Source organism: Bradyrhizobium sp. ARR65, assembly GCF_000472385.1.
In the GTDB taxonomy this organism is placed as follows: domain Bacteria; phylum Pseudomonadota; class Alphaproteobacteria; order Rhizobiales; family Xanthobacteraceae; genus Bradyrhizobium.
Map to the genome: position 1 here is coordinate 1 of NZ_AWZU01000091.1, position 13,837 is coordinate 13,837.

At 55.4% G+C, this 13,837-nt stretch carries 10 protein-coding genes; 4 read left to right on the plus strand and 6 right to left on the minus strand.

Features of this window, described 5'->3' with window-relative positions; all coding sequences use genetic code 11:
- Nucleotides 1-618 precede the first annotated feature (618 nt).
- Nucleotides 619-2,931: a polysaccharide biosynthesis tyrosine autokinase gene (locus F758_RS0141500; protein ID WP_024513305.1), complete on the minus strand. Its 2,313-nt coding sequence runs from the start codon at nucleotides 2,929-2,931 to the stop codon at nucleotides 619-621.
- Nucleotides 2,932-3,214: 283 nt separating this feature from the next.
- On the opposite strand from F758_RS0141500, the gene F758_RS0141505 reads away from it, so the two are divergent.
- A complete protein-coding gene (locus F758_RS0141505; RefSeq protein WP_024513306.1) occupies nucleotides 3,215-3,460 on the plus strand; it encodes a hypothetical protein in 246 nt (81 codons plus the stop codon).
- Between the two features lie 301 nt (nucleotides 3,461-3,761).
- Here F758_RS0141505 and asnB read toward each other — a convergent pair whose 3' ends face one another.
- Complete coding sequence (gene asnB, locus F758_RS0141510) at nucleotides 3,762-5,429, minus strand: asparagine synthase B (RefSeq protein WP_024513307.1); 1,668 nt, start codon at nucleotides 5,427-5,429, stop codon at nucleotides 3,762-3,764.
- 401 nt (nucleotides 5,430-5,830) lie between these two features.
- A complete protein-coding gene (locus tag F758_RS52605; RefSeq protein WP_024513308.1) occupies nucleotides 5,831-6,592 on the minus strand; it encodes a 4'-phosphopantetheinyl transferase family protein in 762 nt (253 codons plus the stop codon).
- Nucleotides 6,593-6,766: 174 nt separating this feature from the next.
- On the opposite strand from F758_RS52605, the gene F758_RS0141520 reads away from it, so the two are divergent.
- Nucleotides 6,767-7,888 carry an acyl-CoA dehydrogenase family protein gene (locus tag F758_RS0141520; protein ID WP_245286763.1) on the plus strand — a complete coding sequence of 374 codons (1,122 nt, stop codon included), beginning with the start codon at nucleotides 6,767-6,769 and terminating at the stop codon, nucleotides 7,886-7,888.
- A 79-nt stretch (nucleotides 7,889-7,967) separates the two neighbouring features.
- On the opposite strand, the gene F758_RS49000 is transcribed toward F758_RS0141520, so the two are convergent.
- Nucleotides 7,968-8,672, minus strand: a complete 705-nt coding sequence (locus F758_RS49000; protein ID WP_084306138.1) for a polysaccharide deacetylase family protein — start codon at nucleotides 8,670-8,672, stop codon at nucleotides 7,968-7,970.
- The gene (locus F758_RS49005) at nucleotides 8,669-9,544 is read right to left on the minus strand and encodes a glycosyltransferase family 2 protein (protein WP_084306140.1); all 876 of its coding nucleotides are present in this window, start codon (nucleotides 9,542-9,544) and stop codon (nucleotides 8,669-8,671) included. The genes F758_RS49000 and F758_RS49005 overlap by 4 nt, the downstream gene beginning before the upstream one ends.
- Before the next feature lie 634 nt (nucleotides 9,545-10,178).
- Between F758_RS49005 and F758_RS0141540 the strand changes: the two genes are divergently transcribed.
- Both F758_RS0141540 and F758_RS0141545 read left to right on the plus strand, forming a co-directional pair.
- The gene (locus F758_RS0141540; RefSeq protein ID WP_157450497.1) at nucleotides 10,179-11,372 is read left to right on the plus strand and encodes a hypothetical protein; all 1,194 of its coding nucleotides are present in this window, start codon (nucleotides 10,179-10,181) and stop codon (nucleotides 11,370-11,372) included.
- A gap of 524 nt (nucleotides 11,373-11,896) precedes the next feature.
- Nucleotides 11,897-13,441 (plus strand): lipopolysaccharide biosynthesis protein, encoded by a 1,545-nt coding sequence (locus F758_RS0141545; RefSeq protein WP_024513313.1) that lies wholly within the window; start codon nucleotides 11,897-11,899, stop codon nucleotides 13,439-13,441.
- Between the two features lie 151 nt (nucleotides 13,442-13,592).
- On the opposite strand, the gene F758_RS0141550 is transcribed toward F758_RS0141545, so the two are convergent.
- Nucleotides 13,593-13,837, minus strand: a 245-nt coding sequence (locus F758_RS0141550) for a transposase domain-containing protein (RefSeq protein WP_024513314.1), incomplete at its 5' end; no start/stop codon positions are given.

Below are 13,837 nucleotides of genomic sequence, written 5' to 3' on the forward strand. Positions count from 1 at the left end.
GTGCTTTCAATAGGTTAGGCGTGGCGGAAAAGTCACTCCTGACAACCCTGCCGCGAAAAAGCCGGTAACAGCTTTCAACGAGTCCAAGGGAATTGCAGAAAACTGCCCCGGTATGGTCCCTTGGATCTGTCGAGATGTTGTTGGTCGCTATCATTGTTGGTCCGACCGTACACCAGCCTATTGGTTCGAAGCATTACCTGCCCACGGCAGCAAGCTTGTTGGTACTCNCACTGCTGCGCCAAATTCAATGCCGCACAGCGGCTTCGTTCAATCCCAAATAATTCAATCCGGTCGGGAACCGCTCTAGAGCTCCAACACAAGCCTCCGCTCGATCGCACCCAATCGGGTTGGTCGCCGGTCGACACCTCCTGAGGATCGCTGGCAGGTCCAATCAAGCACACGGAAAAAGATGGCGCCGGCGCGCGCCTTTGTCAGAGATCACGCAGCGGCCCTCAGGAATGTCCCGTGTCAAATAAGAAGCGTCGCGCCCCCCGGATTGGCTTTTTGCGCGATTCGGAACGGAGAGGCGTTCGGCCCAGCGAGAATCGAATTGCAAAGTTTGGGAGTATGCGACGAGCGGATGGTCTGGCCGCGGTGACCGGCGCAAAACCATTCCGCTCAAGTGGAATCCGTGAGGCCGTAGCGGACGTAATGGGCGTCGCTGTAATAATCGCTTCTGTAGGCGTCGTAGAGGGCCATGGATTTGATGTCGGTCTTGTTCAGCACGACTCCGGCCAGGCTCTCATAGACGTTTGGTGCGGTGTGCAAGGCATGCTGGACTACGTCGACCTTCGTCTTTCCCCATTCCACGACAAGAAGGAAGCAATCCATGAGCGTGGAAGTCGCCCGAACATCCACGATGGGTGACAGCGGAGGCAAATCGACGACGACGTAATCGTAGGTCGATCGTAGCCGGTCGAAGAGCCTCCGCATATGCTCCGTCGCCAAGATCTCGCTACTATGAAGTAGGCGACGACTTCTGATTGCCGGTAGGAAGACCAGATTGGTTTTCGGCTCGTTCCAAACGGCATCCTCGATCGATAGCTTTCCGAAAATGACTTCCAGAAGGCCGACGGTGGCGTCCGGAGCAAGCGCCGCCGACAATGACGGATTTCTGAGATCGCAATCGACGACGATTACGCTCTTTCCACTCTGGGCAATGAATTGAGCCAGAGAGGCTGTAATCGTAGACTTGCCTTCGTGGGGTACTGACGACGTAATTCCAATGACCCTGTTCGAAATCTGCGTTGGGTTCAAGTCGATCGCCAACTTGATGGATCGGATGGATTCCGCGAACCTCGACAACGGCAAGTGCACGAAGGCCCAGTGCAAAGCGGAGGCGGTAGATACTGTCCTTCGGCTTTCGCGCGCGGATGGGGGGCCACCGATGGGCTTGAGCTTTCGCAGCCCATCGGCTTGCAAGAGAGGAACGATTGAGAGGCAGGGTAAGCCCAAGGCCGCTTCTATCTGATCTGGGGTTCTGAATACCCGATCCATCAGTTCTCTGAGGAGCCCTAGCCCAGCGCCGAGACCAACTCCTCCGAACAGTGCCAGTGCCAGTATAACTGACGTTTTTGGTTTGCTCTTGCTCTGCGGAGGAGAGGCGGGGAAGATTACCCTCGCTTCCGAAATGGGAAATGACTCTTGTTGAGCAGAACCCATGTAGCGTTGCAGAAAGGTCTCGTAGAGATTTCGGTAGCCCTTCGCCCTGCTCTCGAGCTCGCGCAGAGTCACCTCGGCCGAATTCGTTGTGCGCGACACCGATACGGCTCCGGCCAACTGCTTCTCGATCTCCTGCTGATGCTGCTTGGCCACCTCATAGTCGCTTCGGCTGGTCTGAGCGAGCCGCCGAACCTCATCGAGAATCGACGTGCGAAGCTCCCGCATCTGAGATCGCAGGAGGACGACACTCTGATGGTCCCGGCCGAATCTGGCCGACCACTCGCTCTCCTTTCGGGCTAATTCCAGATATTGCTGACGCAGATTGGTAATGATTGGACTGGCCAGCACGTCCGAGCCTGCCGTATCCAGTGTGCCGATCGATTGCGAATTTGCGGGATTTTCCTGGAGAACGTTTTCGTAGCGATTGAGGCGAGCCAACAGCTCCGCTGTTTGAGCGCGGGCCGCCACGAGTCGACCGTTTAGTTCGGTCACCTGCTGCTCGTCGATAGGCTTTCCTCCAGCCGAGACGATATTGTTTTTGGCCTTATACGCGTTAACTGCGCGGTCTGCAGCTTCTGCCTGATCACCCAATTCCTGCAGTCTCTGCTGTAACCACAATGTCGCGGTCCGGTTGGCTTCGGCCTTTGCGTTTAGCTGATCAGCAATATAGAGTTCGGCGATTGCATTCGCGATCTCGGCGGCTCGATCAGGCTGACTCCAATTGAAGCCGAGTTCGATCACGTTGCTGGCATTGAGCCGCGCGACTGATAGTCGGTCCAGGAAGGCGCCAATGATGGCATCGGCTGGCCGCTCCGCGACGTCCGTCTGGCTTCCACCGAGCCATCCTCGAACGCGCCATAACAACGAGCCGAGCGGCGAGCCCGAGACGCGTACGAGGTCAGCGGCAAGGTTGAGACGATTGATCACCTTATCTGCTAAGGGTTGAGACCTGAGAATCTGCAGCTGCGTTTCGAATTCTCGCGTGTCCAAGGAGGGCTCGGCAACGAGCGACTGCTGCTGGACGAACTGTGGCTTCGAATTCGTCAACAGGATCTGGACGTGCGCCGTGTAGGTCGGGGGTGTGATGCGCAGAACGACAACGCCAGCCGCAAACGCCAGCGCGGTGGTGAAGATGATGAGGCGATACTGACGGCGCAGAAAACCACGGACAAAATGCAGCAATGCGCCAATACCCTCTTCTGACGGCGCTTCGATATTGGCAAGAGCGGCCCCCGGTCTGTCAGTCTGGCCAAGATTACTTTGAAGCATCTGATTTTTCTCGCGTTTCTGCGCTCCGGCCAGAAATCAACCGGCATGCCGTGATTATGCCGCTGCGCTCCCCCGGGGGAGGGCGGCGTTGAGCCAGAATACATCAATATTGATTTCTTTTCCAAATTAAAAGCTGGGTCGCAAAATTAATTGTTCTCATATCGCAGTGCGTTAGAGCAGACGCGGGATAATCGCATCATGTTAATTTTTAAATTTTGATGATGCGAAAATTAAATCGATGTGATAATGGTAGCTTTACGGGGGATGAGCGAGGGAATGAGACATGACGTTAATTCTTAAAGTTATCCTCTTCATATTGGCGGCGAGTGGTGCCATTGCCACCGGCTATGTGTTCTATATTGCCGCCCTGTCACCCAACGACTGGGTGTATCAAGGTGGCTCGCCTGCGAACTGGAAAAATGGTGGGGTCCATGGGGCTCCCGGACCTATCGTTGGGACGGGACTTCCCGTCATCGGGGTGGCCTATGGTGTGTACTGGCTGGTGAAGCGCCGTCGCAAGCCGGACTAACACCTCTCCCGTTTCGGGTGCGACCCGCCCTCCATACGCCGGGTGGCTCGGCTGCGGATAGTGTGGTCGTCGTCCGTGCATCCGCTCTGTCACATTTCGGCCCGCGCTAACCAGCGCGGGCCGTTGCACGTCAAGCCTGACCCCTGGCCACGGCAGCGTTGTCTGATCGCTCAGATCGGCAATTTCGCAGACGCGCAAGGCCCCGCGTGCGCCGTGCTACGTCGCGGTTTGCAGAAAAGAAGCCGCGGGCATGTCGAAACATCGTTCGGGACTGTCTTCCTCCAGCCGGGACGCCGGAACATCAGATCGCATTGACAGCGTAAAGGTGCACGCCTTTGACTGCTCTCCCGGACGGGTCATCCATCTTCGCGAACTCCTGCGACCAACGAAATGCCGTCGGCGTCGAGCAAGCAATCGAAGGGCCGACAGGAACAGTGAGACAGGCCGTCGGATTCCGAAAAATACTATCAAAAATAGTCCTGTACAAATAACCTTCCTTCGAGGTCGGGGTTTGCTGCGGAAACCGCTGTGCGACCTCTACCATCATCTCATCCGTGACCCTTTCCTCAGCGTGACGTTTGAGGCAGTCGATCCAGCCGTATCCCACGCCGTCCGAAAATTGTTCCTTCTGGCGCCACAGGATCTCCTCGGGAAGAAAATCCCGGAACGCCTCGCGCAGTATGCTCTTCTCGATCTTCCTACCCGGACACATCTTATCTGCCGGGTCTATGGACATGGCATAGTCGAGAAATTCCTTGTCCAGGAACGGTACGCGCGTCTCGAGCCCCCAAGCTGCAGTGGCCTTGTTGGCGCGACAACAATCGTATTTGCTGAGTGCGAAGAGCTTTCGGACGGTCTCCTCGTGAAATTCCTTTGCCGTCGGAGCCATGTGGAAATACAGGTAGCCGCCGAACACCTCATCGGCGCCTTCTCCCGAGAGCACCATCTTGACGCCCATTGATTTTATCTTGCGCGCCATGAGGTACATCGGGGTTGCGGCTCGGATGGAGGTAACATCAAAGGTCTCGAGGTGACGAACGACGTCTTTCACGGCGTCGAGTCCCTCCTGAATCGTGAAGACGATTTCATGGTGGACCGTACCAATGTACGCAGCTACCCGACGTGCATACGCCATGTCCGGCGAGCCCTCGAGCCCGACGGAAAATGAGTGTAGCCTTGGCCACCATGCTTCCTCGGTCTCTCCCGATTCTATCCTTTTGAATCGATGCCGGGCGGCGATTGCTGCGATGAGGGACGAGTCGAGACCTCCGGAGATGAGCACGCCGTATGGGACATCGCACATCAGTTGCTGCTTAACCGCAGTTTCAAGCGCCGTTCGCAGCCGCTGTAAAGAGACCTTTTTCGTAGGCACGGTGTGCGCCCACACGGGATCGTACCATCTGACGAATTTTCTTTCTTCCCCGGTATAATAGTGTCCCGGCGGAAACTCCTGGACTGACTCGCATATGGCATCGAGAGCCTTCATCTCGCTCGCGACATAGGTCGTGCCGTCGCTGCCCCATCCTATGTAGAGCGGGATGATTCCTAAGTGGTCGCGCGCCACGAAGAAATCGCGCGTCTGTTCATCGAATAGGGCGAACGCGAAGATTCCACTGAGCATGTCGCACAGCGCCGGCCCATACTCGTCATAAAGGTAAAGAAGGATCTCGCAATCTGATTTGGTCTTCCATGCGTGAGGCCGCTTCAGCTTCTGTCGGAGCGCGACATGGTTATAAATCTCACCGTTTACCGCGAGTGCCCGGCCCGCAGTGACATCGATAAGAGGCTGCGCGCCATGCTCGACGTCAACGATAGAGAGGCGCTCGTGTGCGAGCACGGCGTGTTCGTTTGTGTATATTCCGCTCCAGTCCGGCCCGCGATGTCTGACAGTTTTCGCCATTTCCAGCGCGCGCAGGCGGACTGATCCGAGTGGTTCGCTGAAATCGAAGATCCCGATGAAACCGCACAAAGCATTACCTCTCTATCGTGTTAATCAATGTCGCTGCAGTCTTTTGGACGAGGAGTCTGAGTTAATTTTGCGCCAGATTGAGCGAGCTGTTAGTCATAGATGGTGACCTGGAAATGCTCACGATAAATGACCCGGCGGCCGAAATCTCTCTTCGACAGTATCAATGATGCATTCTATATTTTCAATCGTATTAAATGAGGCTTGTGCTCAAAATTAAATGTTGGCTGTCGCGTGCCGATGCGTTATGTTGATCAAACTTGTGAATTTGTCCGATCGCCGGCGCGCGGCTGAGTGGCAGTCGTGCTGTCTTCCTCGTTTTTGGGTGGTCCACAGAGCGCCGTTGGCCATCGTCCTTTGTGGGGCACCATCGATCGCAGAGGCTGAGACACGCAATCGACCGGCTAGGAGAGAATAAAAGCCAGCGCCACCAGATGGCTTGAAATACAAAATCTAAGTTCAACGATCCGCCCATTGCGCACGATTGCCTGCTGATTGGCGAGATCGACCTCGATGTCATGGTGATCAAGCAACACATGGTCTAGCGGATAGACTGCTTTGTAGGCGGCCTCCTTCGCTACAAAGAACAATCGACCTTGATACGGATCAGAGTCTATCCTTGCTCGTTCTCGCGACGTTGTCACAAGCTGCAGCAGATCCGCCGATAGATTTTCAGCAGGCTCTACATCTATGCCTACGCCCTCCAGGTCTTCGGAGCTTCCAACCGCGGCAACAGCGACTCGGTAATCATGCGCAAGAGAGCCTAGAACGCCGTTTGGCCAGATCGGCTCGCCTCCGGGCGATTTCGGAACGGGGGCCATGTCATGTCCTAACTGGCGAAGGAGAGTCCGTGCAACTATACGAGCGGCTCCGCTGGCGCGCCGTACTTGAACTGCGCTGCGTTCAAATGCCTTCGCCTCCACGGGCAATAGCGCATGCTCGTCACCGACGCTTATTAGGCGGTGGCCGACCATTATGCCGGGCACCGCGAGCGTAGGTAGCGACAACAAAAGCGCCTGGTCTTGAGCTAGCAGCATCACATCGTACCTGATTGTCCGTTGTGAGAGGGAACGTGATGAGCGCAGCAGAAGTTTCGATGCATCGCACTCGCTCCAGCTGGATTGCAGGGATGGGGATTTTATCATGCAATCAAACGTTTCCACCATCCGGAGAATTAGCAAGGCGCTCTTGCCAAAAGGATTGCCGATACGGCATCGTAGCAGGGGAAGACGCGTATTGGATTCCGCACCGGGGGCAGAGGCGGGATCGTCGGAAGCTGATCTGCTCACGGCTATAATTCGAGACCGAACATGACATCAGCACGATACGAATCGCCTTGGATGACCGACGAGACGAGGATTTATCAGAGGACCGTTCGCCAGTTTATTGAAATGGAGCTTGCGCCCCATCACGCGCATTGGGCTGAGCAAGGTCATCCGGACCCAGGAGCTTGGATCAAGGCAGGCAAAGCAAGTTTGCTGCTCCCGGACGTGCCAGAGGAATATGGAGGCGGCGGCGGGACTTTTGCCCACGAGGCCATCGTAATCGAGGAACTTGCCCGAAGCGGCGTCCACTTTGGACTCAGTATCCAAAGCATCGTAGCTCACTACATACTCGCCTATGGCAACGAGGAGCAGAAGCGCCGCTGGCTTCCGCGCATGGCTAGCGGCGAACTTGTCGGCGCGGTCGGCTTGACGGAGCCCAACTCGGGTTCTGACCTGCAGGGCACCAAGACAACCGCCAGAAAGGACGGCGATCACTATGTAGTCAACGGCTCCAAAACATTCATCAGCAACGGCTGGCAAGCGGGCCTCGTCTGTCTTGCAGTGCGGACCGACCCCAGGGCGCCTGGCCCGAAGGCGCTGTCGCTGTTGGTGCTGGAGACCAAGGACCTACCCGGCTACCGGGTTGGGCGCCCGCTCCACAAGATCGGCCGACACGCGCAAGACACTTGCGAGTTGTTCTTCGATGATGTGCGTGTCCCTGTCGGAAATCTGCTGGGCCAAAGCGAAGGCCGGGGGCTCTTCCAAATGATGGATCAGTTCCGCTATGAGCGGCTGTCCATCGGCCTCAGCGCGGTCGCTGCAGCGGAACGCGCCGTAGACATCACCGCGGATTACGTTAAGGAGCGAAAGGCATTCGGTAAACCTCTCTTCGACTTGCAAAATACACGATTTAAGCTTGCGGAGTGCAAGACTGAAACGCACATCGGGCGCATATTTGTAGACGATTGTATTCAAAAATTTATCGACGGTCAGCTGGATTCCATCACGGCGGCGATGGCGAAGTACTGGCTAACCGATTGCCAGTGCCGGGTTATTGATGAGTGCGTTCAACTGCACGGGGGCTATGGTTACATCCAGGAGTCGCCGATCGCGCGCATGTGGGCCGATAGTCGCGTGCAGCGCATCTACGGAGGCGCCAATGAGGTTTTGAAGGAGGTAGTGAGTTCCTCGCTCTGAGCCCAGCAATCGCGACGGACAGCACTCAACGCTGAGTCCACCCGCCTTGAAGGGGCGCGCACATGTCGTATTGACGATCTCAATCGAGGTTTGCGCGGTTTGCAATCTGAAGCTCACAGAGGCGTCTTACCTTGATCTTTTCCCGATCGGCGACGTCAAGCAGGAGTGATGTCGTCTCAAGCACAAATTCATTTCGCTCTTTCGAGCGGTCCAGATCATGCATCAATACAATTCCGCCGCCATCCTCCACGAGCGCGGCAGCCACTTGCCTTGGGTCAGGCAAGGTTTCCTTCGTATCTCTCGAATCAATTGTCCACCAGAATGTCGAAGCGCAGCGACGCCGGACAGCAAAGTAAGTTGGCAGTGTCATCTTCCCATACGGAGGGCGAAACAGACCGTTGGGCGACATCCAAGATGAAAGCTGATCGTATCCAGCGTTGATGTCCGCCACGGCTCTCCACGGGGCGACGGTCCAGGCATTAAGGTGCTTGCTGGAGTGGCAACCTATATCGTGCCTTTCCTGGGCAATACGATCGGCGACATCTCGAAAACGTTGGGCACTTTGCCCAAGCATAAAGAAAGTGGCCTTCGCGGCACGGCGACCGAGAAGATCAAGAATCTTGGGAGTCACGAAGCGGCTCGGACCATCGTCATATGTTAAACAAAGTATGCGATCTCTTGTGAGTTGGCTCTTTATCGCGCGCATATACAAACGGCGCCAAAGCCATGGTGAAAAATAGGCACTGGGCGCAATCAAAGCGGCGGCCGTTAACTGAATGATCATGAAGTTGGACCCGTGCAATCGCGCGGTGCCGCTACACAAGGACGAGACGAGTTATCCCGCTCCCAGCCAACGCTTCTGGTGTGTACTTTTCGCTCAGCTCTATAGCGAGCCAAGGTATTTACTAGGATGTATACCGCAACTCCGAACCATTGAGATGGCGATTTGATAAGCTTGATGACGGCTTTATGATTGCTTTCCCCATGATTCCTCCAAAGCTCAGGAAAGCGACCAATTAGCTCCAAAGTGCCGTAATACACGCGGGTTCTAATGAGAATAAGGTCCCTGATCGTGCGGGGAGGGAATACAGTAGAATTGGCAGAACGAACTGTCTCTCGCTCCTCCGGGCTGAATTGTATGCGAATATAACCATCGTCTGCAGTTAATTGCGGAAAGTCCTTAAATCGACTTCGCCCCGTGGCGGACAGAGCATATACCCCGGAACCGCCTATCCCCTCCTGCGCCGACGGAAGTTTGGACCTGACGCTGTAGTATGATCTTACCAACCAAGGGCAATCATCCAGGTCAATTTTGGGAAAAGGGGCTACAGCCAGCACATCCATCCGCTCAAGCCGCCTTGCTAACTCACGAATCGCGTCGATCGTGATTACGACATCGGCGTCCATATAGATGCGTGGGAAAGCAAATGCGGCCTGATCACCCAGATTCAGCGCTAGAGACTTGCTCGCGATATCTGTTTCAATGACGCGAACCGGAGGACCAAAATTCCGTGCGATGGACGCCGTCCGGTCAGTACAACCATTACATGTCACTATAACGTCTATCTCGCCGTCCGCGGCGCCGCGGGTTATGTTGGCCAATGCTCGAGCGATCACCGCCGCCTCGTTATGGGCCGGGATTATAATCGAAATCATGGGCGCCTTTCTGGATCTTCATTGAAGTTCTCAGGCCTGCGAATTTAAGTTATGTGGCTTGACTTAAATATGAAATCTCGATTTAATCTAAGTTATCGCTTTGAGATCCCGGGATCAAGATTTCGCTTTCAAAGTCGCGGTCTGGACATACGTCCGGTGTCCCCGCGATTTACTATGATTTATTATGTTGAGTTGGGGGTCCGGAGGAGATGTTTCGGCAAAAGCGGTTGCTAGTTTCGCCGCAGCGCTCGACCGCACCCATCGCGGTCAGATAGATGCAGCTAATCCGTCCATCGAGCAACACGGTAACCTGCGCTGAGGCAAACCGCATCTCAGAGCAATCCCGACTGCGCAGTCTATGCGGCCGCTTTCTGCAACTGCTCGCGAACCTATTGAGTGTCCCCGCGTGAGCGAGACTGCATGCGGGCTGACGACCGACATCGGTGCTGCAGGCGCCTGCGAGATCTTTTGTCAAGTCGTCCTGGGCGGAGGAGCCACGATCACGCTGCGCGTCGAGGAGACGATCCGGAGGGCATTGTCAGCAGTGAACCTCCAGGTCGCTCAAAGTGAGGCGTGCCATTTTCGTACGATCGTGGTTCGTCCTAAGCTGAGGAAAACAGCCGGGAGGTTGTAAATGCGGCGGCGGGAATTTATTGCAGGCGTCGGCGTAGCGGCAGCCTGGCCATTCGCGGCGGGGGCGCAGCAGGCATTAACACTTTTGCTGCGCGTCGACCTGGGAGCAGATGGTGCTCGGGTCAACCCGCCAACCGGTTCGCCACAACATCCGAACCTCCTAAACCCCTCGTCCGCGAAGAACGGCCTGGGTTACAACCTGGCAACTCGTCCACCGTGGCAGGTTGCTGGCGTCGATTATTATGTAGGTATCGATCGCGCGGCATATCCAAGCGAGGCCGACCTGAAGGACCCATCAATCCAAGCTAACCTCCCGGCTGGGGCCACGATATCCGGCGCTACGGTTAGGGTCTCGGGCTCATCAGATATCACTCTTGAAGGATTCGACTTCTCGCTTCACGGCGGGATGCAGGTCAACATGGACGGCTATGCTCATACTTTAACCGTCAGCAACTGCAATTTCGCAGTAGGCTCGAATCTGTTGCGGCCGATCGAAGCTTCACGCCCTCCACCTGGTCGGTTGTTCCTGACCAGGTGCATTATCGACGGTGGTGGTGCCCAAGGCGGCATTGCGTTCGCCGATTCAGTTGGCGAACTGGTCTATCAGGTGCTGTTCGACGCCACTTATGTCTGGATGAAAAACGCGATGGCAGATGGCTTTCGGCCCGACTCCTGTACCGGCACCGTGAGCATCAAATATTGTTTGTTCGAAAATGCCGCGTTTCATACGCGCGCCCACGCGGATTGGCTACAGCTCTTCTCCAAGCCCGGAGCCTGCCACTGGGACGACTGCGTCTTCAGCTTTAATACTTGTCTGCAAACCAACGCAGGTAAGAACAACCTTAACGCGTTCCTGCGACTTAATATGCAGGTGAACAATCCGACGATCTCCTACAACACATGCGTTGCGACGTCCGACGCGAACGTCAATTATTGGATCGAGATTGTAGAAGCTGATGGCGATCAGCCGAGCACGATTGTTCATCCGGTGTCGCAATATAACTACATGCTGCCTGACCCTCACGACCAGCATTACAGTTGGTCAGGTGCCGTGAGCAGCTATGCTGGTGGCATCTTCAATCCCATCATCAATAACAACGTCAACTTGCTGACCGGGGAGGTCGACAAGCCAATGAGCCGGAATAGGCGATGCGGCATCGACGCGTGCAAACCTCAATCTAACGTCGGACCTTGATTGAGAGAAAGCGGATTTGAGCCGTTGAATTCGCGAACGGTCAACGGATCCGGCTCAGTTCGGCGATCCGGCAGCTGTTGGTGCGGCGAACTAAGAGGTTGGGCGCTACGCCGGTGCTCTATCTGCAGCGCATCTCGGCCGGCGATTGCTGACGGCCTTGCTGAGCTGTCCGCCGAGTGGTGGGTCGAGGACGGACGGGCGCCACCAGAATCCCGATCGGTCGGCGCGATGATACGTTCATGTGCGGCCTAGGGCCTCGTCCCGTATGTTCAACGGCGCAGATCGGTTGCCGAAGCTCGCCGCGGGCGTCAGATCCGAACGACGGCAGGTCGCGCCGCCGGATTACCCTATCACCCAAAATCCCGCATAGGTCTTTAAACGATCTTGACCAGCAGTAGTCGCAAACACTATCCATGTGGACGGCGCACAGGAGCCCTTCCTTCGGCAGATCGGCGGCGCAAGTGTTCTGAACTTGCAGATCTGACTAAACGAAAGAGAATTGGTGCAAGGGAAGTCATGCACTCATGCGCAACTTGGGCGAGGGTAGCATCGAGGACGCGATGCACGAAAAAGAGCAGCTTCTAATTGGAGAACGAAGGTCGTTTCTGAAGGCGGTCCAGTGGTCGTACACTTTGGTTTGGGGCGAGAAAGGAATTTCTGCTCTCTTGTTTTTCGTACTTGCTGGCTTGGTGGGCCCAAGGGATTTTGGGGCAGTTTCGATCGCTACGATCTACGTTGCTTTCCTCCAAATGTTTTTGGATCAAGGACTGGCAGCGGCGCTTATTCAAAGAACGACCCTGGAACAAGCCCATTTAAATGCGGTGTTTTGGGCAAACTTGATTTTAGGCCTAGGGTTGGTGTTGATCAGTATTCTTTTTAGCCGCCAATGGGCAGCATTTAATCATGACCCGCAGCTCGCAGCGGTGATCTCTGTACTATCTTTCAGCATTCTCCTTCAAGCGCTGTCCATCGTTCAGGTTGCGGTTCTGCAACGTGAGATGAATTTTCGAAGTTTATCCATCCGTTCGAATGTGTCGATGGTTGTCAGTGGCATCCTTGGAGTTGTGATGGCCTTTTATGGCCTTGGTGTATGGGCTTTGGTTGGTCAACAAATCGTTCGAGACGTTGTTGCACTCGTACTATTGTGGAGAGTGAGCTCATGGCGGCCGAACCTTAGATTTTCATGGCGACATTTGACTCAGCTGTTGGGCTTCTCCCTCCCTCATTTTGTTGCGCAGCTTGCCAATTTTTTTGACGCACAAGTGGCGGCGATAGTGCTCGGCATTTTTTTTGGACCCGTGGCGGTGGGCTTATATAAGCTAGCAGAACGGGCGATGTTAACGGTTCTAATGATGTCAAGCTCATCTATCCACACTGTGTCTTTCGGGCAGTTTTCGCGCCTTCAAAATAGGCCTGTGGAGCTAAAACAGAGCGTGCTGACTTCCGTTCGGATGAGCTCAATCATGTCACTTCCGGCTTTGGCGGGATTGGCCATGATAAGTGACCAGCTGATCGCAAATATTGGGTCGAGTTGGGGGCCCGCGTCGGATGCTTTGAAAGTCCTTTGCATCGTCGGGGTCGCTTATATTGTTTCTGGATATACGTCCCCGCTACTGCAGGCGCTTGGGAGACCGCAGCAAAGCGCTATCCTGGAATGGTTGCGAACTGTAGCTGGAATTGCCGTCCTTATCGTAGCTGGCCTTATGGTTCGAAATAGCGACCCACAATATCAGGTATTGAGCATAGCCGTGGCGCGATTGTTTACGACCTTGTTGTTGGTCATTCCAATTTTCATACCTATTTTTCTCAGTGTATCTGGAATCTCCCTGCGTGATTTCCTGGATGCAGCATTGCCGTCGATCCTAGCCTCCCTTGCTGTGATCCTGCCAGTTGCGTGTTTGCATTATTTTTTGCCGGGAGAATCTGGATCTCGAATTATGCTGGTGGCGGAAGTGGCAATAGGGACAGTTGGTGGAATGACCACTCTGTTGAGTGTGGATTCGCAGTTGCGATCTCTCGTTTGGAGAGAACTGGTGTTCGCCAAGCGCCGCATCTGTCGGACAAGTTGAACCACAATTGCTGGTTGGAGAAGACGTCCTTGGCCCCAACGTCGTTCCTTGCTTCGTGGTGAGGACAGCGCGCGGAGTAAGCATACGACCAATACCGCGGGATTCCCGGGCGTGCGGATAGTCGTTGCCGGCTATGATGATGCCGAGGGTTTCAGGCGGCCTGAGCCGCAGCGGNGNCTTTTGCTTTCCACTCCCACGGGAGNAGTTCGTGCAGGCGGGATTGCGCGATTTCTGCGATGCGTCTGAAGACGTCGGCGAGCCAGACCTTGGGGTCGACGTCGTTGAGGCGCGCAGTCATGATGAGGGTGAGCATGACGGCGGCCCGGTGCGCGCCGCGGTCGGATCCCGCGAACAGCCAGGCCTTTCTGCCCAGAGCCAATCCGCGCAGGCTCCGTT

Coding starts and splice junctions, on each gene's coding strand:
- F758_RS0141545 (WP_024513313.1), top strand. CDS start 11,897: ATGCGCAACTTGGGCGAGGGTAGCATCGAGGACGCGATGCACGAAAAA.
- F758_RS49005 (WP_084306140.1), bottom strand. CDS start 9,544: ATGATTTCGATTATAATCCCGGCCCATAACGAGGCGGCGGTGATCGCT.
- F758_RS0141520 (WP_245286763.1), top strand. CDS start 6,767: ATGACCGACGAGACGAGGATTTATCAGAGGACCGTTCGCCAGTTTATT.
- F758_RS49000 (WP_084306138.1), bottom strand. CDS start 8,672: ATGATCATTCAGTTAACGGCCGCCGCTTTGATTGCGCCCAGTGCCTAT.
- F758_RS52605 (WP_024513308.1), bottom strand. CDS start 6,592: ATGGTGGAAACGTTTGATTGCATGATAAAATCCCCATCCCTGCAATCC.
- F758_RS0141540 (WP_157450497.1), top strand. CDS start 10,179: ATGCGGCGGCGGGAATTTATTGCAGGCGTCGGCGTAGCGGCAGCCTGG.
- F758_RS0141505 (WP_024513306.1), top strand. CDS start 3,215: ATGACGTTAATTCTTAAAGTTATCCTCTTCATATTGGCGGCGAGTGGT.
- F758_RS0141500 (WP_024513305.1), bottom strand. CDS start 2,931: ATGCTTCAAAGTAATCTTGGCCAGACTGACAGACCGGGGGCCGCTCTT.